Source organism: Pseudarthrobacter sp. 10T415 (assembly GCF_056394175.1).
Genome location: NZ_JBFTHJ010000004.1, coordinates 1 through 21,267, shown reverse-complemented (window position 1 = coordinate 21,267; position 21,267 = coordinate 1). Strand labels below are relative to the sequence as shown.

At 67.8% G+C, this 21,267-nt stretch carries 17 protein-coding genes and 1 rRNA gene; 5 read left to right on the top strand and 13 right to left on the bottom strand.

What is annotated here, in order from left to right:
- The first annotated feature begins 64 nt into the window (after nt 1–64).
- Nucleotides 65–1,276 carry a formaldehyde dehydrogenase, glutathione-independent gene (gene fdhA, locus AC1DBN_RS07635; RefSeq protein ID WP_091716575.1) on the top strand — a complete coding sequence of 404 codons (1,212 nt, stop codon included), beginning with the start codon at nt 65–67 and terminating at the stop codon, nt 1,274–1,276.
- Nucleotides 1,277–1,378: 102 nt separating this feature from the next.
- On the opposite strand, the gene AC1DBN_RS07630 is transcribed toward fdhA, so the two are convergent.
- From AC1DBN_RS07630 to AC1DBN_RS07595, 8 genes are read right to left on the bottom strand one after another with little or no spacing between them, the layout of a single operon-like run.
- Nucleotides 1,379–1,510, bottom strand: coding sequence for a hypothetical protein (locus AC1DBN_RS07630; RefSeq protein WP_269457147.1), 132 nt, complete (start codon nt 1,508–1,510; stop codon nt 1,379–1,381).
- Nucleotides 1,510–2,883, bottom strand: coding sequence for an NtaA/DmoA family FMN-dependent monooxygenase (locus AC1DBN_RS07625; RefSeq protein WP_091716577.1), 1,374 nt, complete (start codon nt 2,881–2,883; stop codon nt 1,510–1,512). Before AC1DBN_RS07625 ends, AC1DBN_RS07630 begins: the two co-directional genes overlap by 1 nt.
- A 9-nt stretch (nt 2,884–2,892) precedes the next feature.
- Nucleotides 2,893–3,975, bottom strand: coding sequence for an LLM class flavin-dependent oxidoreductase (locus AC1DBN_RS07620; protein ID WP_477722930.1), 1,083 nt, complete (start codon nt 3,973–3,975; stop codon nt 2,893–2,895).
- Nucleotides 3,972–4,799: a DUF1684 domain-containing protein gene (locus AC1DBN_RS07615; RefSeq protein WP_314215674.1), complete on the bottom strand. Its 828-nt coding sequence runs from the start codon at nt 4,797–4,799 to the stop codon at nt 3,972–3,974. The genes AC1DBN_RS07620 and AC1DBN_RS07615 overlap by 4 nt, the downstream gene beginning before the upstream one ends.
- On the bottom strand, nt 4,789–5,922 hold the full coding sequence (locus AC1DBN_RS07610; protein ID WP_314215676.1) for an LLM class flavin-dependent oxidoreductase: 1,134 nt from the start codon (nt 5,920–5,922) through the stop codon (nt 4,789–4,791). The genes AC1DBN_RS07615 and AC1DBN_RS07610 overlap by 11 nt, the downstream gene beginning before the upstream one ends.
- The gene (locus tag AC1DBN_RS07605; protein ID WP_091716584.1) at nt 5,919–6,983 is read right to left on the bottom strand and encodes an ABC transporter substrate-binding protein; all 1,065 of its coding nucleotides are present in this window, start codon (nt 6,981–6,983) and stop codon (nt 5,919–5,921) included. Before AC1DBN_RS07605 ends, AC1DBN_RS07610 begins: the two co-directional genes overlap by 4 nt.
- Before the next feature lie 9 nt (nt 6,984–6,992).
- Entirely contained in the window at nt 6,993–7,799 is an 807-nt protein-coding gene (locus AC1DBN_RS07600) for an amino acid ABC transporter ATP-binding protein (RefSeq protein ID WP_091716586.1), read from the bottom strand.
- Nucleotides 7,799–8,896, bottom strand: a complete 1,098-nt coding sequence (locus tag AC1DBN_RS07595; protein ID WP_172829879.1) for an amino acid ABC transporter permease — start codon at nt 8,894–8,896, stop codon at nt 7,799–7,801. The genes AC1DBN_RS07600 and AC1DBN_RS07595 overlap by 1 nt, the downstream gene beginning before the upstream one ends.
- A 324-nt stretch (nt 8,897–9,220) precedes the next feature.
- Between AC1DBN_RS07595 and AC1DBN_RS07590 the strand changes: the two genes are divergently transcribed.
- The 4 genes from AC1DBN_RS07590 (at nt 9,221) to AC1DBN_RS07575 (ending at nt 14,685) form a co-directional block, all read left to right on the top strand.
- Nucleotides 9,221–11,185 (top strand): FAD/NAD(P)-binding protein, encoded by a 1,965-nt coding sequence (locus tag AC1DBN_RS07590; protein WP_091716587.1) that lies wholly within the window; start codon nt 9,221–9,223, stop codon nt 11,183–11,185.
- Entirely contained in the window at nt 11,182–11,733 is a 552-nt protein-coding gene (locus AC1DBN_RS07585) for a GNAT family N-acetyltransferase (RefSeq protein WP_091716599.1), read from the top strand. The genes AC1DBN_RS07590 and AC1DBN_RS07585 overlap by 4 nt, the downstream gene beginning before the upstream one ends.
- A 48-nt stretch (nt 11,734–11,781) precedes the next feature.
- The gene (locus AC1DBN_RS07580) at nt 11,782–13,497 is read left to right on the top strand and encodes a helicase HerA-like domain-containing protein (protein ID WP_477722929.1); all 1,716 of its coding nucleotides are present in this window, start codon (nt 11,782–11,784) and stop codon (nt 13,495–13,497) included.
- Between the two features lie 195 nt (nt 13,498–13,692).
- Nucleotides 13,693–14,685 (top strand): hypothetical protein, encoded by a 993-nt coding sequence (locus AC1DBN_RS07575; protein WP_172829880.1) that lies wholly within the window; start codon nt 13,693–13,695, stop codon nt 14,683–14,685.
- Nucleotides 14,686–14,763: 78 nt separating this feature from the next.
- Here AC1DBN_RS07575 and AC1DBN_RS07570 read toward each other — a convergent pair whose 3' ends face one another.
- The 5 genes from AC1DBN_RS07570 to rrf all read right to left on the bottom strand — a co-directional run.
- Nucleotides 14,764–15,633, bottom strand: a complete 870-nt coding sequence (locus tag AC1DBN_RS07570) for a type IV toxin-antitoxin system AbiEi family antitoxin domain-containing protein (RefSeq protein ID WP_477722928.1) — start codon at nt 15,631–15,633, stop codon at nt 14,764–14,766.
- 173 nt (nt 15,634–15,806) lie between these two features.
- Complete coding sequence (locus AC1DBN_RS07565) at nt 15,807–17,831, bottom strand: NHL domain-containing thioredoxin family protein (RefSeq protein WP_477722927.1); 2,025 nt, start codon at nt 17,829–17,831, stop codon at nt 15,807–15,809.
- Nucleotides 17,831–19,993, bottom strand: a complete 2,163-nt coding sequence (locus AC1DBN_RS07560) for a bifunctional copper resistance protein CopD/cytochrome c oxidase assembly protein (protein ID WP_091723697.1) — start codon at nt 19,991–19,993, stop codon at nt 17,831–17,833. Before AC1DBN_RS07560 ends, AC1DBN_RS07565 begins: the two co-directional genes overlap by 1 nt.
- Before the next feature lie 132 nt (nt 19,994–20,125).
- Nucleotides 20,126–20,413 carry an HU family DNA-binding protein gene (locus tag AC1DBN_RS07555; protein WP_015938867.1) on the bottom strand — a complete coding sequence of 96 codons (288 nt, stop codon included), beginning with the start codon at nt 20,411–20,413 and terminating at the stop codon, nt 20,126–20,128.
- Nucleotides 20,414–21,189: 776 nt separating this feature from the next.
- A 5S ribosomal RNA gene (gene rrf / locus AC1DBN_RS07550) occupies nt 21,190–21,267 on the bottom strand; the annotation flags it as partial.

Here is a 21,267-nt window from a genome sequence, read left to right as displayed (position 1 = left end):
GGTCTGATGCACCAAGCGTCGGGCCTTCCGTGGCAATCAAATGCCAACCATAGGAGCCATGCCCATGTCAGGTAACAAAGCCGTTGCGTACAAGGAGCCCGGGGTCGTCGAAATCATCGATACCCCCTACCCCACCTTCGAACTGCAGGCCGGCCCCGGCGTCAATCCCATCAATGTTGGCCGGAAGGTTCCGCACGGGGTCATCCTGCGCACCGTAAGCACCAACATCTGCGGTTCGGACCAGCACATGGTCCGCGGCCGCACCACCGCCCCGGCTGGACTCGTCCTGGGGCACGAAATCACCGGTGAAGTCATTGAGGCCGGGCCGGACGTCGAGTTCATCAAGGTGGGGGACATCGTCTCGGTCCCCTTCAACATCTCCTGTGGCCGCTGCCGGAACTGCAAGGAGCGCAAGACCGGAATCTGCCTGAACGTCAACCCGGACCGTCCAGGGTCCGCCTACGGTTACGTGGATATGGGTGGGTGGGTTGGCGGCCAGGCCGAATACGTCCTGGTCCCCTACGCCGACTGGAACCTCCTGCGCTTCCCGGACCGCGACCAGGCCCTTGAGAAGATCATGGACCTGACCATGCTCTCCGACATCCTGCCCACCGGTTTCCATGGCGCCGTCACAGCGGGTGTCGGCGTCGGCTCCACCGTCTACGTTGCCGGAGCGGGACCCGTGGGCCTTGCCGCGGCCGCAAGCGCGCAGCTGCTGGGTGCAGCGGTGGTCATCGTCGGAGACCTCAATGAGGACCGCCTGGCCCAGGCCCGGTCCTTCGGCTGCGAAACCGTCAACGTGGCCAACGGCGACCCCGCCGACCAGATCGAGCAGATCCTCGGCGTCCGGGAAGTGGATTCCGGAATCGACGCCGTCGGCTTCGAAGCCCGCGGACACGGCCACGGCGCCCAGGAGGCACCGGCCACGGTGCTCAATTCGCTGATGGACATCACCACCGCCGGCGGGTCCGTCGGCATTCCCGGCCTCTACGTCACCGGAGATCCGGGCGCCGCGGATGAGGCAGCCCAGAAGGGCAGCCTGTCCCTGTCGCTGGGCACGGGCTGGGCCAAGTCCCTTTCCTTCGCCACCGGCCAGTGCCCGGTGATGAAGTACAACCGGCAGCTGATGATGGCGATCCTGCATGACAGGATCCACATCGCCAAGGCCGTCAACGCCACGGCCATCTCGCTCGAAGACGCCCCCCGCGGTTACGCGGAATTCGATGCCGGAGCGGCCACGAAGTACGTCCTGAACCCGAACGGCTACCTCAACTAAGCCGCGGGCCACGCGGGGTCTCCCCCAGGCAGATTCGAGCGGGCCGCTGCACCACCCAGGCCATACGGGTGGTGCGGCGGCCCGCGTCAGTTAAGGAAGGGCCTACAGCCACTGCTCCCACACGGTCAGCTGCAGCCTGCAGGTTTCCTCCGAAGCAGCCCCCAGGGAAGGGCCTGCGACGGCGCTCTCCTCGCCGCCGTCGTCGTCCCTTCCCCGCCAGGTTGCAGTACGCATCAGGCGCGGACCGCCCCGGACGGCGCGTCGGCCGTGCGCACAGGCGTTTCCAGGCCGAGATTCTCGCGCAGCGTGCTGCCGCGGTACTCCGTGGGGTACACGCCGCGCTCCTGCAGCTCCGGCACCAGGTGGTTGACGATGTCATCCAGGCCGGTGGGAACCAGCCACGGCGAGATGTTGAACCCGTCCACCGCGCCCGTCCGGGCGTATTCGGCCAGGTGGTCCGCCACGGCCGTGTAGGACCCGGTGAACGTGGCGTCGATCCGCGCCGTCTTGGAGGTCACGAACTGGCGGATGGACAGGCCCTTGTCCTTGGCCTCGGCACGCCACTGGTCCGCCAGCTGGCGGGCCTTCGCGCCGTGGAAGCCGCTGCCGCGGGTCTCGGAGGTCTCCTCCACCACGGGATCGATCTCGGGCAGCGGGCCGTCGGGATCGTAGGCGGACAGTTCGCGGCCCCAGAACTGCTCCAGGTAGGCGACAGCCTGCTGCGGGCCGATCTGCAGGCTCCGCACCCATTCCTTCTTTTCCGCGGCCTCTTCTGCGGTGGCCGCGAGGATGAATTCGCTGGCCGGCATGATCTGCACGGCGTTGGCGCCGCGGCCCGCCGCCACCGATCGCTCCACGAGGTCCTTGCGGAACTCCAGGGCGTCGTCGAACTTCGGGTGGGCGGAGAAGATCACGTCGGCCTGGCGGGCAGCGAAGTTCCGGCCCTCGGGCGAGTCGCCGGCCTGGAACAGGACCGGCCGGTACTGGGCGCTGCGCGGCAGCCGCGGTGTGACGTCCACCGTATAGTGCTGGCCTTCGTGGAGCACACGGCGGGCGGGGCCGGCGGGGGTCTCCCAGGAGTCCCAGATCCGCTTGGCCGTCTCCACGAATGCCTCGGCGTGCTTGTACCGGTCCGCGTGGTCCAGGTACCCGCCGCGGCGGAAGTTGGCGCCGGTCCAGGCGTTGTCCGTGGTGACGATGTTCCACGCGGCGCGGCCGCCCGAGATCAGGTCCAGCGAGGCGAGCCGGTGCGCCAGGTCTGCGGGGTCGTTGTAGGTGGTGTTCTGGGTGGCCACCAGGCCGATGTTTTTGGTCACCGACGCCAGGGCGGCGAGCATGGTCTGCGCGTCCGGGCGGCCCACCACGTCCAGGGCGTGCGGGCGGCCCAGGTGCTCGCGCAGGCGCAGTCCCTCGCCGAGGAAGAAGGCGGCGAACAGTCCGCGTTCTGCGGTCTGGGTGATGCGGCGGAAGGATTCGAAGTCGGTCTGCGAGCCGGATTCCGCCGCCTTCCAGATGGTGCCTGAGTTGACGCCCTGGAAGAAGATGCCGAACTGGATCTGACCGGTGGGCTGGAAGATGTCGGATTTAGCACGGTTGTGCTGTGTCATGGTTTTTCCTTACTTTCCGGTGCCGGCGGCGGCAGGGGCGTAGCGGCTGGCCGGGCGCTCCAGGCCCAGCAGGTCGCGGAAGGTTCCGTCCTGCAGCACGGGGCGGAGCGCTCCGCGGCGGCGCAGCTCGGGCAGGACCAGGCGTCCCAGTTCGTCGAGGTCCAGGGCGAGCGACGCCGGGTGGAGGCGCACGCCGTCAGCGTCCGCCAGCAGCGACTCCAGGAAGTCCGCCAGGGCGGCGGCGGTGCCCGCGAAGGCCGCCCGGCCGCCGTCGGCGTCCACGCCGGTGGCGGCTGCGCGCGACGCCGCAGCCTGCCCGCGCGAGTCGAGGACGACGTCGAGCTCGGCGATTACCGCCACGGACCCACCCACCCGGGAACGCACGTCGAGGACTTCCGCGGCCAGCAGTTCAGGGGTTGGCGCGGACACCAGTACGGCGTCCACGGCGTCAGCCGGCACTTCACCGAGCAGCGATGCCGGAGCCAGGACGGGCAGCTGTCCCTGCAGCGGCCGCGGAATGATGGACGGGCCCTTCACCGAGTAGCCCGCGCCGGCAAACCCGGCCGGTGTCTCAAAGTCGGCATAGTGGAGCTTGTCCACGTCGATGTACCGCCCGGTGGGGACGTCGCGGATCACGGCGTCGTCCTCCCACGAGTCCCAGAGCCGCCGGGACACCTCAATGGACGCGGCAGCTTCCTGGCCCAGCGCGGCACCGGTGACGGAAGAACGTCCGACGGCGGCAGCAGCCGCTGGTGCCTCGTCTGCGGAGACGATCCATCCGGCCCGGCCGCCGGAGACGTAGTCGAGGCTGGCCAGCTGGGTGGAAACGTGGAACGGCTCGGTGTAGACGGTGTCCACTTCGGGCACCAGGGCAATCGACCTGGTGATGGGGCCGGCGAACGCCGCCCGCTGCAGTGCGTTGGCGCGGCCGGGAACCGGCGCGTCCGTGAAGGTGGCTGCGTGGAAGCCGGCGGACTCTGCCGCCAGCACGGCGCGGGAGATGTCCGCTCCGTCCCAACCGGCGCCGTCGAGCTCGATGGCCAGGAAGCCGGCCTGGCTTCCCTCGGCCGAAGGGGTGTCGGTGTTGCTCACTTCTGGTCCTGACGTTCGTAGGGAATCTTTTCGCCGGCCTCGATGGCCACGGGCAGCCGGTTTTCGGCCGGGGGCAGCGGGCAGGTGGCCAGGTCCGTGTAGGCGCACGGCAGGTTGACCGCCCGGTTGAAGTCCAGCACCACGGAGCCGTCCGCTGCGGGCACCACGGAGAGCGAGCGGTTGGCCGCGTAGGTGGTGGCACCGGAGGTTTGGTCCGTGAACAGCACCGAGAGAGAGCCCGGGGCGTGCCCGTTGAATGCGGTCAGCGCCAGTTCCTGGCCGGCCAGCTTGAAGCGGATCTCGCCAGGGGCCTCGTAAACGTGCTGGATGCCCTCGACGGCGGCACCTACCGTGGTGGGCCGCGGCGCCTCGAACGGAACGAACGTTCCGCGGACGGCGTAGGCGGCATCGGGCGAGTAGGCGGGCGTGCCCTGGTACTCGCGCAGCAGCCCGTTCTCCGGGTTCCGCGGCCGCACGATGTACTCGCCGCCGCGCTTGGCCACCTCGATGACGGTCTCGCCGGACACGAGGTTGATCCCGCCGCGTTCGGCGATGGGTCCGAAGTCCAGGGTTGCGCCGGCTTCGGTGTTCAGTTCCCTGCCGTCCTGCTGCAGGCTCTCACCCGGCTGCAGGACAACGCGGACGACGTCGGCATCCGCACTCCACGTGCCCGGGGCGCCTTCCAGCGCGGCAGGGTCGCTGCTGAGCCAGTGGAGGTGGGTCACGGCGAGGAAGCCGTGCGGGTGGGCGCGGTGGCGCTCGTGCGCCGCATGCCACTCCTGCCAGTCGGCGTCGAAGGTCTCGAGGGCTGTTTCAGTGGACAAGGGCGTTCTCACTCCTGCTGGCGTTGGCGGACGGGTTGGATCGCGTGAATTCGGGGCGGCTGCCGTGAGGGTCCCCGGCCTCCCACAGGCTGGTGGGCGCTGCGGCCCGGACGGCCGGGATCACTTCGAGGGCGAAGCGTTCGAGGATTTCCAGCTGCTGTTCGAAGGGCAGGGTGGTGGGCAGGGAGATGGACTGCAGGTCGTGGCGGTACAGCTGGTGGTAGCTCAGGATCTTGTCGATCACCTGCTCCGGGCTGCCCACCAGCGCGGGCCCCTCGGCCACGGCGTGCTGGATGTCCCGGAAGGGCGAGTTGTTGCCCGGCACGTTGCGGTTGGCCGTCAAAGCCTCGTAGACGGGCCCGAACTGGCGCACCGCCTCCTGGGTGGTGTCGGCGATGAACACGCCGCCGGCGCCGCAGCCCGAGCCCACGTACTGGTGGCGGGGGTCGTGGCCGTGGCGTTCGTACTCTTCGCGGTAGTGATCGATCAGCACGGCATAGTTTTCCCGCGGCTGGATGGCGTTGGCGGTGAACAGGGGATCGCCCCACTTGCCGGCCAGGGCGGCCGACGTCTGCGTTGTAGCAGAGCCGTGCCAAATACGCGGCGGACCGTCGAAGGGACGGGGCGTGGTGGTGGCCGGCTCGGTCAGCGCGGACCGGAACCTGCCGGACCAGGTGACGCCTTCCTCGCGCCACAGCCGGCGCAGCAGCCCGTACTTTTCGGCCAGCAGGTCCCACTGGTCCGCCAGGTCCAGGCCGAAGAGCGGGTACTGCAGCACCTCGTTGCCTTTGCCGACGGTGATTTCCAGGCGGCCGCGGCTGAGCTGGTCAATGGTGGCGTAGTCCTCAGCCACCCGCACCGGGTCCAGCACGGACAGCACCGTGACGCCGGTGTGCAGCCGGATCCGGTCCGTCACGGCTGCGATGGCCGCCAGCACGGTGGTGGGAGAGGAGGAGATGAACTCGCCGGCGTGCCGCTCCCCCACCGAGAAGCTGTCGAAGCCCAGGGCTTCTGCCCGGCGGGCCGTTTCCACTACCTGGTTCAGCCGGTCCGCGGTGGAGACGATCTCCCCGGTGAGCGGGTTCTTCAGGTGCGGAATGATGTCCAGGACCTGGAATTTCATGAGGACTTCTTCGATGCTTCGGCTGATGCGCTGGCGGTGGCCGTGGCGGCGGTCTGGCTGGCGGCGTAGTTGTCCTCCGTGATGGTCTTGGCTTCCGGCAGCGCTTCCTCTGACAGGCCCCAGCGTTCCAGGACCTTGCCGTAGGAACCGTCCTTGATGGCGGAGTTCAGGGCCTCAGTGATCACCGGAGCCAGCCCGTTGCCCTTCAGCGACGTGGCGGCCACCAGCGTCTCTGACGGCCAGCCGGCGTTCACCTTGCCCACCACCTTCAGGTCGTCGCGGGTGTTTTCCCGGTACACGGTGGACGGGTAGGGGGCGATGTTGAGGTCCGTGCGGCCCGAGGACAGCGCCAGGATGGTGTCCGCCTCGGACTGGTAATACTGCAGGGTGGCCGGCGCCTTGCCCTTGTCCTCCAGCTCCTTGTTCCAGGCCAGCAGGATCTTTTCCTGGTTGGTGCCGGAGCCGACGGAGACGCGCAGACCGGAGATGTCGTCCGCACCCTTGATGTCGTAGGTGGCGGATTTCTTGGCTTCGAAGCCCATGAACGCGGCGCGGTAGCTGGCGAAGTCGAACAGCTTCACGCGGTCCTTGTTGACGCCCACGTTGGAGAAAACTACCTCGAAGTCGCCAGACTGGGTCTTCAGCGGCCAGTTCTCCCAGGACGTGACCTGGACGTCGAGTTCCAAGCCCAGCTTGTCCGCCACCAGCTGGGCAATGTCCAGCTCGGAGCCGATGGGCGTCTTGTCATCAGTGGCGTGGAAGGACAGGGGAATGGACCCGGCCGTGGTGGCCACGGTCAGCTTCCCGTCCTTGCCGATCAACCCGGGGACCTTGGCGGCGAGCGCCGCGTCCTTCCCGCCGCGGATCCGCTGCTGGTCCGGGGAGGTGTTGTAGACCACGCCGTTGCGTGCCGCCGTCGTCTGCGCCGCGCCGGAGGCGTCACCGGAGGCCGAAGCGCCGGGGTCTGCGCAGGCGGACAGCGCGGCCGTTCCCAGGAGGACGACGGCGGGCAGTGCTGCCAGTGAGCGGCGCGTACGGAAGCGCGGGGTGGAGAGAGCCATGGATGGTCCTTAGATGTTGAAAGCCGGTTCGAGCACCTTGGAGAAGAAGCTCCGGGTGCGCGGTTCCTGGGGGTTGGTGAAAATCTGCTGAGGGGTGCCCTGTTCCACGATCTGGCCCTGGTCCATGAACACCACGGTGTCCGCCACGTCACGGGCGAAGCCCATTTCGTGGGTGACGATGATCAGGGTGGTGCCGGACTTGGCCAGTTCCCGGATGACGTCCAGCACTTCGTTGACCAGTTCCGGGTCCAGGGCGGAGGTGGGCTCGTCGAACAGCAGGATCTTGGGGTCCAGCGCCAGGGCACGGGCGATGGCGACGCGCTGCTGCTGTCCGCCGGAAAGCTGCCGGGGGTAGGCGCCGGCGCGGTCCTTGAGCCCTACACGGTCCAGCAGTTCCAGGCCGCGGCGGCGGGCTTCCTCCTTGGAACGGCCCTGCGCTACGACAGGTGCTTCCGCCACGTTTTCCAGGGCGGTCAGGTGCGGGAAGAGGTTGAAGTTCTGGAACACCATGCCGATCTCGGTGCGCTGCTTGAGGATGTCCTTCTCCCGCAGTTCGTGGAGTTTCTGGCCGCGGATCTCGTAGCCCACCAGCTTGCCGTCGATGGAGATGTGGCCGCCGTCCACCTTTTCCAGGTGGTTGATGGTGCGCAGCAGGGTGGATTTACCGGAACCGGACGGGCCCACGATCACGGCCACGCCGCCCGGCTCCACGGTGAGGCTGACTCCTTTGAGCACCTCGGTGGCGCCGAAGGACTTGCGGACGCCGGTGATTTCGACGAGCCCGCGGGTGGCGGGGGCTGAAAGGGTGGCGGTCATCAGAGGCTCTTCCGGTTGGTGACGGCGTGGGTGGCGAAGAACTTGCGGGCCTTCTGCAGTGGCGTCAGCGGCAGGTTACGCACGGCGCCTTTGGAGTAGTGGCGTTCGATGTAGTACTGGAAGACGCTGAGCACGGAAGTGATCACCACGTACCAGAGGGTGGCCACCAGCAGCAGCGGCAGGACCTGCTGGGTGCGGTTGTAGATCACCTGCACGGTGTAGAACAGCTCCGAGTAGGCCAGGACGTAGACGATCGAAGTGCCCTTGACCAGGCCGATGATCTCGTTGAAGGCGGTGGGCAGGATGGCGCGCATGGCCTGCGGCAGGACGATCCGCGTGGAGCGGCGCCAGGCGGGGATGCCCAGGGCGGCAGCGGCCTCCAGCTGGCCCTGGTCCACGGAGAGGATGCCGCCGCGGATGATCTCCGCGGAGTAGGCGGCCTGGTTCAGTGTCAGGCCCAGGACGGCCGCGGCGAACTGGCTGATCAGCGTGGTGGTCTGCACCTCGAAGAACCGCACGTCCGTGAACGGGATGCCCAGGCTGATCTTTTCGTAGAGGTAGCCCAGGTTGTACCAGAGGAGCAGCTGGACCAGCAGCGGCGTGGACCGGAAGATCCAGGAGAACGTCCAGGAGACGGACACCAGCAGCGGCGAGGCGGACAACCGCATGAGTGCCAGGATGAAGCCCAGCACGAAGCCGAGGATGCCGGAGATGGCGGTGAGCTTCAGGGTTTCCACCAGGCCGTTGACCACTGACTGCGCGGTAAACCACTGCGCCACCACACCCCACTCCCAGCGCGGGTTGGTGGCCAGCGACCAGGCCACAGCCAGGACGCCGAGCGCCACGGCGGCAGTTCCCACCCAGCGCCACGGATGCTTGGCAGCCACGACGCGGTATGAGGAATAGTCAGCGGCAATGCGCGCTGTTCCTTCGGGCGGCAATCCCCCGCCTGACGGCAGGTTGCTGCCGGTTGCAGAAGCGGATTCGGTGGCCGCCTGTCCGGGAGCGGCTGCCGCCGCTTCGGTCTCCGCAGTCGCTGCCGGCTCTCCCGTGGGTGCCGGCCGTGCCTGCGCCACCCTCGATGTTGCTGAACTCATGTGCCACCTCGCTTCTTGTCCTGGGTCCTGGTGTTCGGGCCGGAGCGGGCGCCCCGGCCTGGGCTTTTGCCCCGGTTGCTGGCTGCAAATCTAGGACCGGCCCAAACGGGGCGGCAACACCGGAAGTTGCATTAGTTCACCGGGCTTCGCACTGCGTCATGAGTCGGTTTCTTGCGTCTTTTGACCTGTTGTGACGCGGAGTTAACGGGCGTGACCGGCCGCTCGACCGGCGTCGTCACCGCTGCCTAGCATGGGCACTCCGGCGGCTGCCAACGCGCCGCTGCACCTCCCGCCAACCCGCCCATCCGCCCGTCAGGAGCCCCCATGCCAGCGAAGATTCCGGCCGTCGTATTCATCGGTGGCGGACCGCGCACGGCCGGCGTCCTGGAGCGCATCGCCGCCAACCGGCCGGATGTTTTTGCCGGTCCGCTGGAGATCCATGTGGTGGAGCCGCACGTTCCGGGCTCGGGCCGCATCTGGCGGTACGACCAGGACCCGGGCCTGCTGCTGAACTCCATGGCAGCGGACATCACCATGTTCACCGACGAGTCCGTGGCCTGCGACGGCCCCGCCTTTGCCGGCCCCGGGCTGGTGGAGTGGACCGCCGGAGTCCTGGACGGGTCCATCACCGACGTGCCGGACTTCCCGCAGCACCTGCAGGACCAGCTCCGGGCACTCAACGGCACCACGTTCCCCACCCGCCAGCTGCAGAGCCAGTACCTCGAATGGTTCTTCCGCCGCGCCGCCAGGGCACTGAACCGCAGCGTCACCACCCACCGGAGCACCGCCGTCGGGATCTCACCCCTGCCGGACGGCGGGCACGAAGTCGCGCTGGCCAACGGCCGGACGGTGCACGCTGACATCCTGGTGACCGCGCTGGGCCACACCGATTCCCTGCCGGACGCCGCCTCCTCCGGCTACGCGGACTTCGCTGCCCGGCACGGCGGGTACCACGCGGCACCCAGCTACACCACCGACGTCGACTACTCCGGCATAGCCCCGGGCCAGGACGTCATCGTCTCCGGCATGGGCCTGGCCTTCGTGGACTTGCTGGTCATCCTGATGGAGGGCCGCGGCGGCCGGTTCGAGGAAGCGCCCGACGGCGGGCTGCGCTACCTTCCGTCCGGACGGGAACCGCGGCTGTGGGCCGGGTCGCGCCGCGGCGTTCCCTACCATTCCAAGATCTCTGCCACCCTCCGCGGTGAAGCACCCGGACCGCTGCGGTTCTTCACCCCTGCCGCTGTGGAATCCCTGCTCCAGAGCCACGGGGAACTGGACTTCCACCAGCACCTCTGGCCGCTGGTGGCCAAGGAGGCCGGGTACTACTACTACCGCGAGCTCCTGACCGGAAGCCCCGAACGGGCTGCCATGGGCTGGGATTCGTTCGCGGCCCGGTACGCCGGGCTGGACTGGTACAGCGGCGAGCGCGCAGAGCTGGTGGCCGCCGCGGTCCCGGACGACGCCCTGCACCTGGACCTCGAACGGCTGGACCGCCCCTTCGACGGGCGCCGCTTCGCGGACCACCGTGCCGTGCAGGATGCCGTGGCCGGATACATCGAACACGACCTCGCCCTCCGCGACACCCCGGACCATCCCGAGACGCTCGCCCTGTTCCTGGCCCTGCTGCACGTGTACATGGAGGTGGGCCGGGTGGTCCCCGCGGACCGGCTGAACGCCCGGTCCCAGCAGACCATCCATGGATGGTGGCACGGGTTCTTCAGCTTCGTCGATTCCGGGCCGCCGCCCCACCGTTTGCGGCAGATGCTGGCCCTGCACCGAGCCGGGCTGCTGCAGTTCCTGGGACCCGGCGTGGAGGTCACCCCCGATGAAGCAACCGGGGCTTTCGTGGCCGCGTCCCCGCAATCCGATGCTGTGGTTTCGGCGCGGGCGTTCATCGAGGCCAGGCTGCCGGCCACCTCGGTGGTCCGGTCACTCAACCCCGTCCTGGTCTCCCTGAACGGCAGCGGGCTGGGAACCGAGCAGCAGCTGCTGACCGCGGACGGGATCCACTCCACCGGCAAGCTGCTGGTGACCCCGCAGCACCGGCTGGTGGGGGCGGACGGCACCCCGCAGGCCACCGTGTTCGGCGTGGGCCCCGGAACGTCCGGCTGGGGCGCGGGAGCCTTTGCCCGGCCGCGCACCAACGCAGCCCCGTTCCGCGAAAACGATGCCCTGGCCCGGACCATCCTCGGCACGGCCGGCAACCTTGCCGGCGGAATGTCCGCCACAATATCCCCAGAGCCGGCCGCTGCCGGACAAAACCAGACCCTGACAAGGAACCACCGGTGACAGCAGAACCAGAAGTCCAGCCCCGTCCCCTGGACCGCGCCGCCCTGGAAGTCCTCATCCTGCCCATGCACGATCCCCGGGTCCGGCCGCTCCTGGACGAGCTCGCCGTCGAATACGACACCCGATACGGGGACCTCTTCGGCAGCGGCGCCGCGGCCGAAGAACTGAACCGGTACCCGGCAGCGGAATTCGAGGGCCCCTCCGGTGCGCTGCTCATCATCCAGGAAGACGGCGAATCCATCGCCGGCGGCGCGTTCCGCCGGTATGACGCCACCACGGCGGAACTGAAGCGGATCTGGACCCACTCCGCCCACCGCCGTCGTGGCCTGGCCCGCCTGGTGCTCGCCGAGCTGGAGGCCCTGGCAGCTGCGCGCGGATATACCGGCCTGTACCTGACCACCGGCCCGCGGCAGCCCGAGGCCAAACACCTCTACCTGAGCACGGGTTACGAGGCCCAGTTTGACCTGTCCGCGGACCCCGAGACCATCGGGGCGCTGGCGTTCACCAAGGACCTTCCCGCCGCCGGCAACGGTACGGCGCGGAACTGACCTTCCCCACACCTCGGCAGATGCACCGGCCGCCGCTAAGCTAGCGCCATGGCGAACAAAACCACCGCAGAGAAGCTTGCCACCATCCAGAAGGGCTACGCCCTGGAAGGCGCCACCATCGAGCTGGGGGCGGCCCTGATCGACGGCGAACTCCACAAGGACGCGCCGGTGCGGCTGCCGCTGGCCATGATGAACCGGCACGGCCTGGTGGCCGGAGCCACCGGTACCGGCAAGACCGTCACCCTGCACATGATGGCCGAACAGCTTTCCACCGCCGGCGTTCCCGTCTTCCTGGCGGACATCAAGGGTGACCTCTCCGGGCTCGCCACGGCCGCGGCCGGCAGCGAGAAGCTCCTGGCCCGCACGCAGAGCATTGGCCAGGACTGGCACGGCAAGACCTTCCCGGTGGAATTCCTGGCGCTGGGCGGCGACGGCAACGGCATCCCCGTCCGGGCCACGGTGACCTCGTTCGGGCCAATCCTGCTCTCGCGGATCATGGAGCTCAACGACACCCAGGAATCCAGCCTGCAGCTGGTCTTCTACTTCGCCGACAAGAACGGCCTGGAACTGATCGACCTCAAGGACCTCCGGGCGGTCATCCAGTTCCTGACGTCCGACGAAGGCAAGGACGAGCTCGAGCAGCTCGGCGGGCTCTCGAAGGCCACCGCCGGGGTGATCCTGCGCGAACTGGTCACGCTCGAAGCCCAGGGGCTGGAGAAGTTCTTCGGCGAACCGGAGTTTGATACCGCCGAACTGCTGCGCACAGCACCGGATGGCCGCGGCGTGGTGACCTGCCTGGAACTGCCCACGCTGCAGAACAAGCCCATGCTGTTCTCCACGTTCCTCATGTGGCTGCTCGCCGATCTCTTCGAAGACCTCCCCGAAGCCGGCGACCTGGACAAGCCCAAGCTGGTCTTCTTCCTCGACGAGGCGCACCTGCTGTTCAACGGTGCCTCCAAGGCTTTCCTGGACGCCATTACCTCCACCGTCCGGCTGATCCGGTCCAAGGGCGTGGGCATCTTCTTCGTCACCCAAACCCCCAAGGATGTCCCTGCCGACGTCCTCGGCCAGCTGGCGAACCGGGTCCAGCACGCCTTGCGGGCCTTCACGCCGGAGGATGCCAAGGCCCTCAAGGCCACAGTGTCCACGTTCCCGCTCAGCGACTATGACCTCGAGGAGACGCTCACGTCGGCCGGGATCGGTGAAGCGGTCATTACTGTCATGAACGACAAGGGCGCCCCCACCCCGGTGGCCCTCACCCGGCTGCGGGCCCCAGAATCGGTCATGGGTCCCAGCGACGAGGCCCTGGTCCGGAGCACCGTGGCCGGGTCCGCGCTGCTGGGCAAGTACGGCACAGCGGTGGACAACCCTTCCGCGTACGAGAAGCTCACCGGCAAGACGGCAGCACCTACCGGTCCGGCGGCTCCCGCCGGAACACCGGGTGGGGCTTCGCAGCAGAACGACGTCGACGCCGAGGCACGGCGCATCGAAGAGGAAATCCTGGGCCGGCCCAGCAGCAGGCCGTCGGGTACCAGTTCCGGTAGGGAAGAGGCTGCTGAAAGGGCTGGCAGCGTCCCGGCTCCCCGGGCACCCCGTGCACCCGAGCCCCAGCCCGGCGGCGGAATCATGGGCGACCTGGGCGGTGTGCTCGGCGGCGCCCTGGGGGGCGGGCTGAAAAGCATGGCCCGGTCCGTGGGCACCCAGCTGGGCCGTGAGCTGCTGCGCGGCATGTTCGGCACGTCCTCCCGGCGTCGCCGCCGCTGACCCCGGGGCCCCGGCGCGGGTACCCGCGGACCCCGCCAGGGCCGGGCCAGGCTGGATCAAAGGTGCGGCCGGGCACTCTTCGTGCCGGCGTCGTCGGGCGCTGTCCCTGGTGCCAACGTCGGGCTGCGGCGGGAATTAGGGGAGGCGCCGACTTTAGTGTGCCAACGTACTGACGTTACTGTAATAAACGTGCAGATGAGTCAAGCGTTGGTGAGGATAGCGGCCGGGTGGCTGCTGGGCCTCATGCTTGCCGTGGCCGGAGCCATTGTGGCCATCAACCTGGTCAACAGCACGGTGGCCAGCCCGCAGCAGCCGGTGCGCGAGTACATTGACGCCCTGCAGAGCGGGAACGGCGGCAAGGCGCTGGGCCTCCTGCGGGCCACCGTTCCGCCCAGCAACGCCGCCATGCTCGATGGCACGGCCCTGCAGACAGCTGCGTCGAGGCTCTCCAACGTCCAGATCGGCGAGCCGGAGGAACGTCCGGACAACCGCGTGGCAGTGCCGATGGACTACACCATTGACGGAAGCCGGCTCAGCACCGAATTCGTGCTGCAGAAGACCGGCACCGAATGGATCTTCTTCAACACCTGGGCTTTTGTCCCGTCACGGCTGCCCACGGTGGACATCACAGTGGTGAACGGCAGCGAAGCGAACATCAACGGCGTCCCCGTGAACATGCCCAACGGCCGGAACTCCTTCGCTGTGTTCTACCCCGGCGAATACGAAGCATCGCTGGATGGCCAGTACTTCTCCGCCCCCGCCAGCCGCGCAACAGTGACCGGGCGGGACACCCCCGTGGCTCCACTGAACCTGCTGACCCAGGCCACCGGCAAGCTCAAGGAGGACGTGTCCGCCAAGGTCCGGGAATTCCTGGACGGCTGCGCCGCCGAAGCCCAGAAGGAGCAGCGGCTGCAGCCCGACTGCCCCTTCTACTACGCCAGCAACAACAGGGTGCAGGACGGCAGCATCAAGTGGTCCGTCACCGAGTACCCCAACGTCTCCATCGAACCCTTTGACGGCCGCTGGGTGGTATCGCCACTGGACGGGAAAGCCAAAGTGGAGGCGCTGCAGCAGAACTCCTTCACCGGCGCCTGGTACCCGCTGGACGAAGAGGTGGATTTCAGCTTCACCACCCGCCTGGACGTCTCGGGCGACACCGTGAAGGTCACACCCCAGCTGAGCTTCTAGGGTTTCCTGCCTGTGTTGGCTGCCGCCCGGCCACACTGGCCCAGCTTTGAAGCCGGCCTCCAAAGTTTGCCTGTACTCCTATGCCCAATCCCGCCGAAAGCTGGGCTGGTTTGGCAGTGGCCACCGCAGCGAACCTCGTGACAGCACCTCTCGGACCTGCGCCAGGACGGACTGGGGCGCAAAAACCACGTCATCATAGAAGAACCTGAGCACGGGCAGGCCCTGCACGATGGCGGAGTTATCCCGGCGGCGGTCCTTCTTGAACTGCCGTGATTCCAGATGGAAGGCGATTCCGTCGATTTCGACAATAAGGAAACCCTCCAGCAGGAAGTCGACGCGTCCGACGCCGTTGATCCACACCTGGGTCTCTGTGGCTATGCCGGCTTCCCTGAACAGCACCCTCGCCAAGGTTTCCAGCAGGGAGTCAGCACCTCGTTCCACCTTGCCCAAAACGTTGCGTGCCTTACCGAACCGGTTGCCACCCAGATGGCGGTACAGGGACGCCGAATCGATCTCCCCTCGGTTGTAGGCGCATTCCACCATCACCAGCGACTCCAGCTCAGGCAGACACAGCAATGCATGGAGGAGGACATCGGGGAGTGCTGCCAGCGTCCGATGCCGGGGTTCCTGTATCAGGGGTGTCCTGTGGCTGATACATCCCGCCGCGCTTCGGCCATTGCTGTGCCAATAGTGCGGCCGCGCGGGAGCCTGGAGCTGCCACAGTCCGTACATCGGCGCTGCGGACACACATGTCAGGAGCCCGTGGGCCTGTCCGGCCAAAACCAGCTCGCTGTCAGCATCGGGCACAGCCAGCAAACCGCGTTCAAGCCGGACCACCTGGCCCGTCCGCACCGCCCTGCGCAGGTCCACATCCGTAGCACCGGCCGCCAGCACGTCGCGCCTCAACAGCACTCCGCCACCTGATCGAAGGATTTCCGCAGGATCCATCAGGCAACGATGTCCGCTTCCGCGGCCCCGGGGGGAGGTGCTGCCACAGCTATGTGGACAATCGGCCCTCCCAAAGTGGCCCAGCTATCACAGCTCAGTCCAACGGAAAGGGCCCGGCTTACGCTCCTCAAGAGCGAAAACCGGGCCACTTTGGCGCGTACGACGGCTGCGCGTCAGTCCATGCCGCGGAGGTCCAGGACCAGCTCGGTGTCGCCGTCGGCCTGCAGCAGCACCGGGATGCCCCAGTCCTGTTGGTACAGGTGGCAGGCGGCGTGGTCCGGGATCTCGCCGTCCTCGGTCTCGGGCCCGTCGCAGGCCGCTGCGCGGGCGGTAATGTGCAGCACGCCCTCGGGAACGTCCGGGGAGAGCTCCAGCGTGCGCAGCAGCCCCACGGAGGTGCCGCCGCCGGACACCAGCAGCTCGGGCGGCGTGGAGGAGATCTTCAGCTGGGTGGGGTCACCCCAGCGGTCGTCGAGCTTCTGCCCGGTCGGGGCGGTGAAGCGGACCGTCAGTTCCAGCGGTCCCGGAGCTACGGGGCTCTTGGGCCGCTGCGTCTGGGCGGCGCCCTCGTCCACCTGCTGCGCTTCCTTGGGAATGGGCACGTACACCAGCTGGTGCTTGTTGGCCTCCACCACCACCAGCAGCGGCTCAGCGCCGGCAGCCCCGGTGGCGTCCACAATCACGTCGGACGGCTCGGCGAGGCCACGGGCCAGCGTGGACACGGTGCCGTTGGCGGGGTCATACCGGCGGACGGCGCCGTTGTAGGTATCGGCGATGGCTACGGAGCCATCCGGGAGGACCGTGACGCCCAGCGGGTGCTGCAGCCGGGCCTCGGCCGCAGTACCGTCGCGGAAGCCGAAGTCGAACAGGCCCTTGCCCACGGCGGTCTTCACGGTCACCGTCCCGGCGTCGTCGATCACCAGCGTGCGCAGCGCCGATGTTTCAGAGTCGGCGACCCAGATATTCCCGTCCGCGTCCTCGGCAAGGCCTGAGGACTGGGCGAACCAGGACTCGTGTGCAGGGCCGTCCAGCAGCCCTTCCAGTCCGTTGCCGGCCACGATGGCCACGCCGCCGGTGAGGGGGTCGAAGCTGAAGATCTGGTGCGTGCCGGCCATGGCCACCACCACGGCGTTCAGCTTGCGCGACCACACAACGTCCCAGGGAGAGCTCAGCGAGACGTCCAGGGGGTCATTGCCCAGGGAACCGCTGAAGCCGGCACCGTCCTCGTCCACGCGGGCAGGCCCGGTTTCCAGGAGCCGCTGCACCCCGTTGCCGGCAAGGGTCAGTGCCTTGCCGTCCGTCAGGGACAGGCCGCGGAGGCGGTGGTTGACCGAGTCGGCAATAACGACGTCGTAGCCCGTCTTGGCTGCCACGTCTTCCGGCAGCAGGACCAGGCCTTGGGGCTCGTTGAACTGTGCGGTGGCGTCTTCCCCGGCGGCAGGACCGTCGGAGTAGCCCTTGGTACCCGAGCCGTAGGTGGCAAGGACAGTTTCGAAGTCCGTGCCGAGTTCCACGAGGCGGTGGTGGCCGGTGTCGGTGACCAGCCAGGAACCCTTGCCGTCGGAACCGCTGGCGGCGGCACCCGCTGCCGTGCCGCCGTCGGACGCTTCCTCCCCGGCCGTGGACCCGCGGCCTGCCGGCAGGAAGAGCGCCTTGCCGGGGAAGCGCAGGGTGCCGGAGGTGGCCTCAGGGGCCACGTACGGGCCGGAGCCGCGGTGCAGCGTGCCCTTGGCCTCATGTTCGGCGATCAGCTCGGGGATCAGCACTGCCAGGCCGTCTGCGTGGCCTTCACCGGACAGGTGCGCCACGATGTAGCCCTCGGGGTCGATGACCACCAGGGTGGGCCAGGCGCGGGCGGTGTAGGCCTTCCAGGTGTCCAGTTCAGGATCGTCCAGGACGGGGTGGTGGATCTCGTAGCGCTCCACGGCTGCGGCCAGGGCCACGGGATCGGCCTCGTGCTCGAACTTGGGCGAGTGGACACCCACCGTCACCAGGACATCCGAATACTGCTCCTCCAGCGGCCGCAGCTCGTCCAGGACGTGCAGGCAGTTGATGCAGCAGAAGGTCCAGAAATCGAGCAGGACGATCTTGCCGCGGAGGGCTTCGAGGTCCAGGGTCTTGCCGCCGGTGTTCAGCCAGTTGCGGCCCACCAGTTCGGAGGCCCGGACCCGGGCATGGGTGCGTACGGTTTCGCTCATCAGCGTCCTTCCAGCTTGTTGCGGTCAGCCAGCCTGGCATCGCGTTCAGCCAATTTGGCAAACATATCGTTGTAAGCGGCCAGATCGGCGTCGTTATTCCTGTCCGCCGCGCGGTCCACGCGTTTGGTCTCCCGCTGGTCCGAGCGGGACCACATGATCGCGACGCCGATTGCCACCAGGAGCGTGGGCACCTCACCGATGCCCCAGGCCACCGCTCCGCCGGTCTGCTGGTCGGCCAGCGCGGACTGGCCCCACGTGCGGCCCAGGTTGCCGAAGTAGTCGGCTGCGAGCAGCCCGGTGCCGCCCATGATGGAGACGCCGAAGAACGCGTGGAAGCCCATGGTGGCGAGGAGCAGCAGCAGCCGCATGGGGTACGGGGCCCTGCGCGGCAGGGGATCGGTGCCGATCATGGTGAGCACGAAAATGTACCCGGTGAGGAGGAAGTGCAGGTTCATGAGTTCGTGGCCAACGTGCTCGCGCATGGCGTAGCCGAACAGATCGGAGAAGTAGAAGATCACGATCGAGCCGGCGAAGTTGGCCGCGGCAAACAGCGGATGCGTGACCAGCTGGGAGAACTTCGAGTGAACGAACACCAGGATCCATTCGCGGGCACCCCGTGAGCCGTCGCCGCGGGCGGGCAGCGCGCGCAGGGCCAGCGTCACCGGGGCGCCGAGCACCAGGAAGATGGGCGCCACCATGGTCAGGGCCATGTGGTCCACCATGTGTGCCGAGAAGAGGATGCGGCCATACACCGCCGGCGGCCCTGACGTGATGTAGGTGAGGACTATGAGGCCGATGATCCAGTTGACGGTGCGGAACCAGTGCCACTTGTCGCCGCGGCGGTGGACCTTGGCGACGCCCAGGACGTAGGTCACGAGCCCGAACAGGGCTACCGCGATCCACAGCCAGTCCAGGCGCCACTCGGTGAACCACCGGGTGGCGGTCAGTTCCGGGGGGAGCTCGTAGCCGGTCAGGATGAAAGCCGGCGAGGCGTCGGGTGCGAACGTGGTGGGCTGCGGGGGCGCTGAGCGGCCCAGCGCGACGGCGATACCTGAGGTTGCGCCCATCACCAGGAGTTCGGCGAGGAGCAGTTGCCAGAGCACACGCCGGGAAGACATGGTGGATCCCTTGCGGCCCAACTGCGGGATGACCCACTGCCGGTGCATGAACCCGATGCCGCCCAGGACCAGGGTGGCGGCGGACTTAGCAAGGATCAGCTGTCCGTATGACGAGCCGAAGAGGTCTCCCCAGCTGGTGATCCGGATGCTGGCATTGATGACACCGGAAGCGAAGACCAGGAAGAAGGCGAAACCGGCGAGGGTAGAGAACCGGCGCAGCGTCGGCTCGGTGATGTCCGTTGTTGCACCGGCCTTGGGGCCGGTGAGGATCCCGGACAGGAGTGCCAGCAGGATGATGCCGCCCACCCAGGTGCTCACACCCACCAGGTGGAGTCCGAGAGAGTTGATGGCCCCTTCATGGTCCGAGGAGCTGGACGAGTGGCCGATCAGGGCCGTAGGGACGAGGCCGATCAGCGCCAGGATCAGGGTGAGGGCCAGGCCGCCCAGGGACCGGACCCCGAACAGTGCCGTGGTGACGACGGCAGCGATGATCGTTACCGCCAGCCAGGCCCGCCCGGTCTCGATGTCTGTCATGAAGTAGACGAGCGCCTGGGTGAATTCGGCGTCACCCGAAAGGGGTTGTCCGGCCACATCCGCGTAGGTCAGGACCAGCACGGCGATAGCGGACAGGGTCCACACCGCACCTGCGGCGGCTGCTACGGCGAGGGCCCGGCTGAAGGCTGGGTGTTCCGGGCCGTCCTTGTCTCCGGCGTCGCCTTTGTCCCGGCTGCGCTTTGACAGGCTCCTGGGGAGAATCCCTACGGCGAAGATCAGGCCGCCGATGACAGTGGCCACGGCCACGTTGTGCAGCGCCTTACTGATCGGAAGCCCCCAGCGCACCAGTGCGCCGGGATCGGAGACGCCGCGGGTCACTGCAGCGCCGGAGAAAATCAGTGCTGCGACGAGGGCCAGGAACACCGCAGCAAGACCGGCGAGCTGCCAGCCTTTCGGGATTCCGAGGGCATTGCCGCCCGTCCCCTTCGCTCCGTTCCCGGGAGCGGGCTGAGGCGTGGCGGAACGTGGTTTTGCGGCAGAAGACACCACTACATTGTCCGCCACGCCGGGCTGTGCGGCGAATCGGCCGGTGGCTCCGGGCCGGGGCTTAAAGCAAGAGGAGCGGTGACCCTCAGGTCACCGCTCCCAGAGCTGCTCCGGCGTTGCGCCGGGCGAAGAAGCCTACTTCTTGTTGGAGACGGCAGCCTTCAGCTTGGAGCCGGCGGTCAGCTTGACGCTGTGGCCTGCTGCGATCTGGATGGTCTCACCCGTCTGCGGGTTGCGGCCGGTGCGAGCTGCACGGTCGGTGCGCTCCACTGCCAGCCAGCCCGGGATGGTGATCTTCTCGCCAGCGGCGACAGAAGTCTCGAAAACCTCGAACAGTGCGTCGAGGACGGTGTTGACGGCTGCCTGGCTGGTGCCGGCCTTGCCCGCTACCTCTGCAACAAGTTCACTACGGTTCTTAGCCATTGATGTCCTCCTGGACGGTCTGGTTACGGAGCCCGCACGCGGTGTGCGCGCAGGCCACTGTTCGAAAACTTACCAGCTACCACCCCTCGGGGCCGCAAATTCCGCGTGTTTCCGCGACTTTTTGAGGTTAATCACCGCATATTGGGGGGTTTTTCGCCCTCAGCGGAGCCTGACAGGTCACGTTGGGACGTTGAGATACGTACGACGCCGGCGGGCACCTTCCAGCCTCAGCCCGCCGGAGCCTCCCCCACTCCCTGTGACGCGAGCTCACTAGTGGCGGCTGTTCGTCGGATGCGCGCTCACTTGTGGCGGCTATCCCTGTGACGCGCGCTCACTCGTGGTGGCTATCCCTCCGACGCGCGCTCACTCGTGGTGGCTATCCCTCCGACGCGCGCTCAATAGTGGTGGCTATCATTCTGATGCGCGTTCAGCTGCAGTGAGCGCGGGTCAGGGTCTGAGCCGCCAGTAATGAGCGGGAGTCCGGGTGGGAACCGCCACGACGGAGCGGGGGTCCGGGCCTGAGCCGCCAGAACTGAGCGGGGGTCCGGGCCTGAACCGCTACGAGTGAGCGCGGATCCGGACCAGAGCCGCCAGAACTGAGCGCGGATCCGGGCCTAAGCCACCACGACTGAGCGGGGGTTCGGGTGGGTGCCGCCAAGAGTGGGCGGGGGTCCGGGTGCTGCCACGTTTGGGTGTGTGGTGTGTGGTGTGTGGTGTGTGGTGGTTAAAGTGGTAGGGCCCTGACATGGTGTGTGTCAGGGCCCTACTCAAATGATGTCCGGCGGTGTCCTACTCTCCCACACCCTCCCGGGTGCAGTACCATCGGCGCTGTGGGTCTTAGCTTCCGGGTTCGG

Excerpts from the sequence above, each read along its gene's own strand:
- fdhA (WP_091716575.1), top strand. The coding sequence starts at position 65 with ATGTCAGGTAACAAAGCCGTTGCGTACAAGGAGCCCGGGGTCGTCGAA.
- AC1DBN_RS07630 (WP_269457147.1), bottom strand. The coding sequence starts at position 1,510 with ATGCGTACTGCAACCTGGCGGGGAAGGGACGACGACGGCGGCGAGGAG.
- AC1DBN_RS07625 (WP_091716577.1), bottom strand. The coding sequence starts at position 2,883 with ATGACACAGCACAACCGTGCTAAATCCGACATCTTCCAGCCCACCGGT.
- AC1DBN_RS07610 (WP_314215676.1), bottom strand. The coding sequence starts at position 5,922 with ATGAAATTCCAGGTCCTGGACATCATTCCGCACCTGAAGAACCCGCTC.
- AC1DBN_RS07605 (WP_091716584.1), bottom strand. The coding sequence starts at position 6,983 with ATGGCTCTCTCCACCCCGCGCTTCCGTACGCGCCGCTCACTGGCAGCA.
- AC1DBN_RS07600 (WP_091716586.1), bottom strand. The coding sequence starts at position 7,799 with ATGACCGCCACCCTTTCAGCCCCCGCCACCCGCGGGCTCGTCGAAATC.
- AC1DBN_RS07595 (WP_172829879.1), bottom strand. The coding sequence starts at position 8,896 with ATGAGTTCAGCAACATCGAGGGTGGCGCAGGCACGGCCGGCACCCACG.
- AC1DBN_RS07590 (WP_091716587.1), top strand. The coding sequence starts at position 9,221 with ATGCCAGCGAAGATTCCGGCCGTCGTATTCATCGGTGGCGGACCGCGC.
- AC1DBN_RS07580 (WP_477722929.1), top strand. The coding sequence starts at position 11,782 with ATGGCGAACAAAACCACCGCAGAGAAGCTTGCCACCATCCAGAAGGGC.
- AC1DBN_RS07575 (WP_172829880.1), top strand. The coding sequence starts at position 13,693 with ATGAGTCAAGCGTTGGTGAGGATAGCGGCCGGGTGGCTGCTGGGCCTC.
- AC1DBN_RS07570 (WP_477722928.1), bottom strand. The coding sequence starts at position 15,633 with ATGGATCCTGCGGAAATCCTTCGATCAGGTGGCGGAGTGCTGTTGAGG.
- AC1DBN_RS07565 (WP_477722927.1), bottom strand. The coding sequence starts at position 17,831 with ATGAGCGAAACCGTACGCACCCATGCCCGGGTCCGGGCCTCCGAACTG.
- AC1DBN_RS07555 (WP_015938867.1), bottom strand. The coding sequence starts at position 20,413 with ATGGCTAAGAACCGTAGTGAACTTGTTGCAGAGGTAGCGGGCAAGGCC.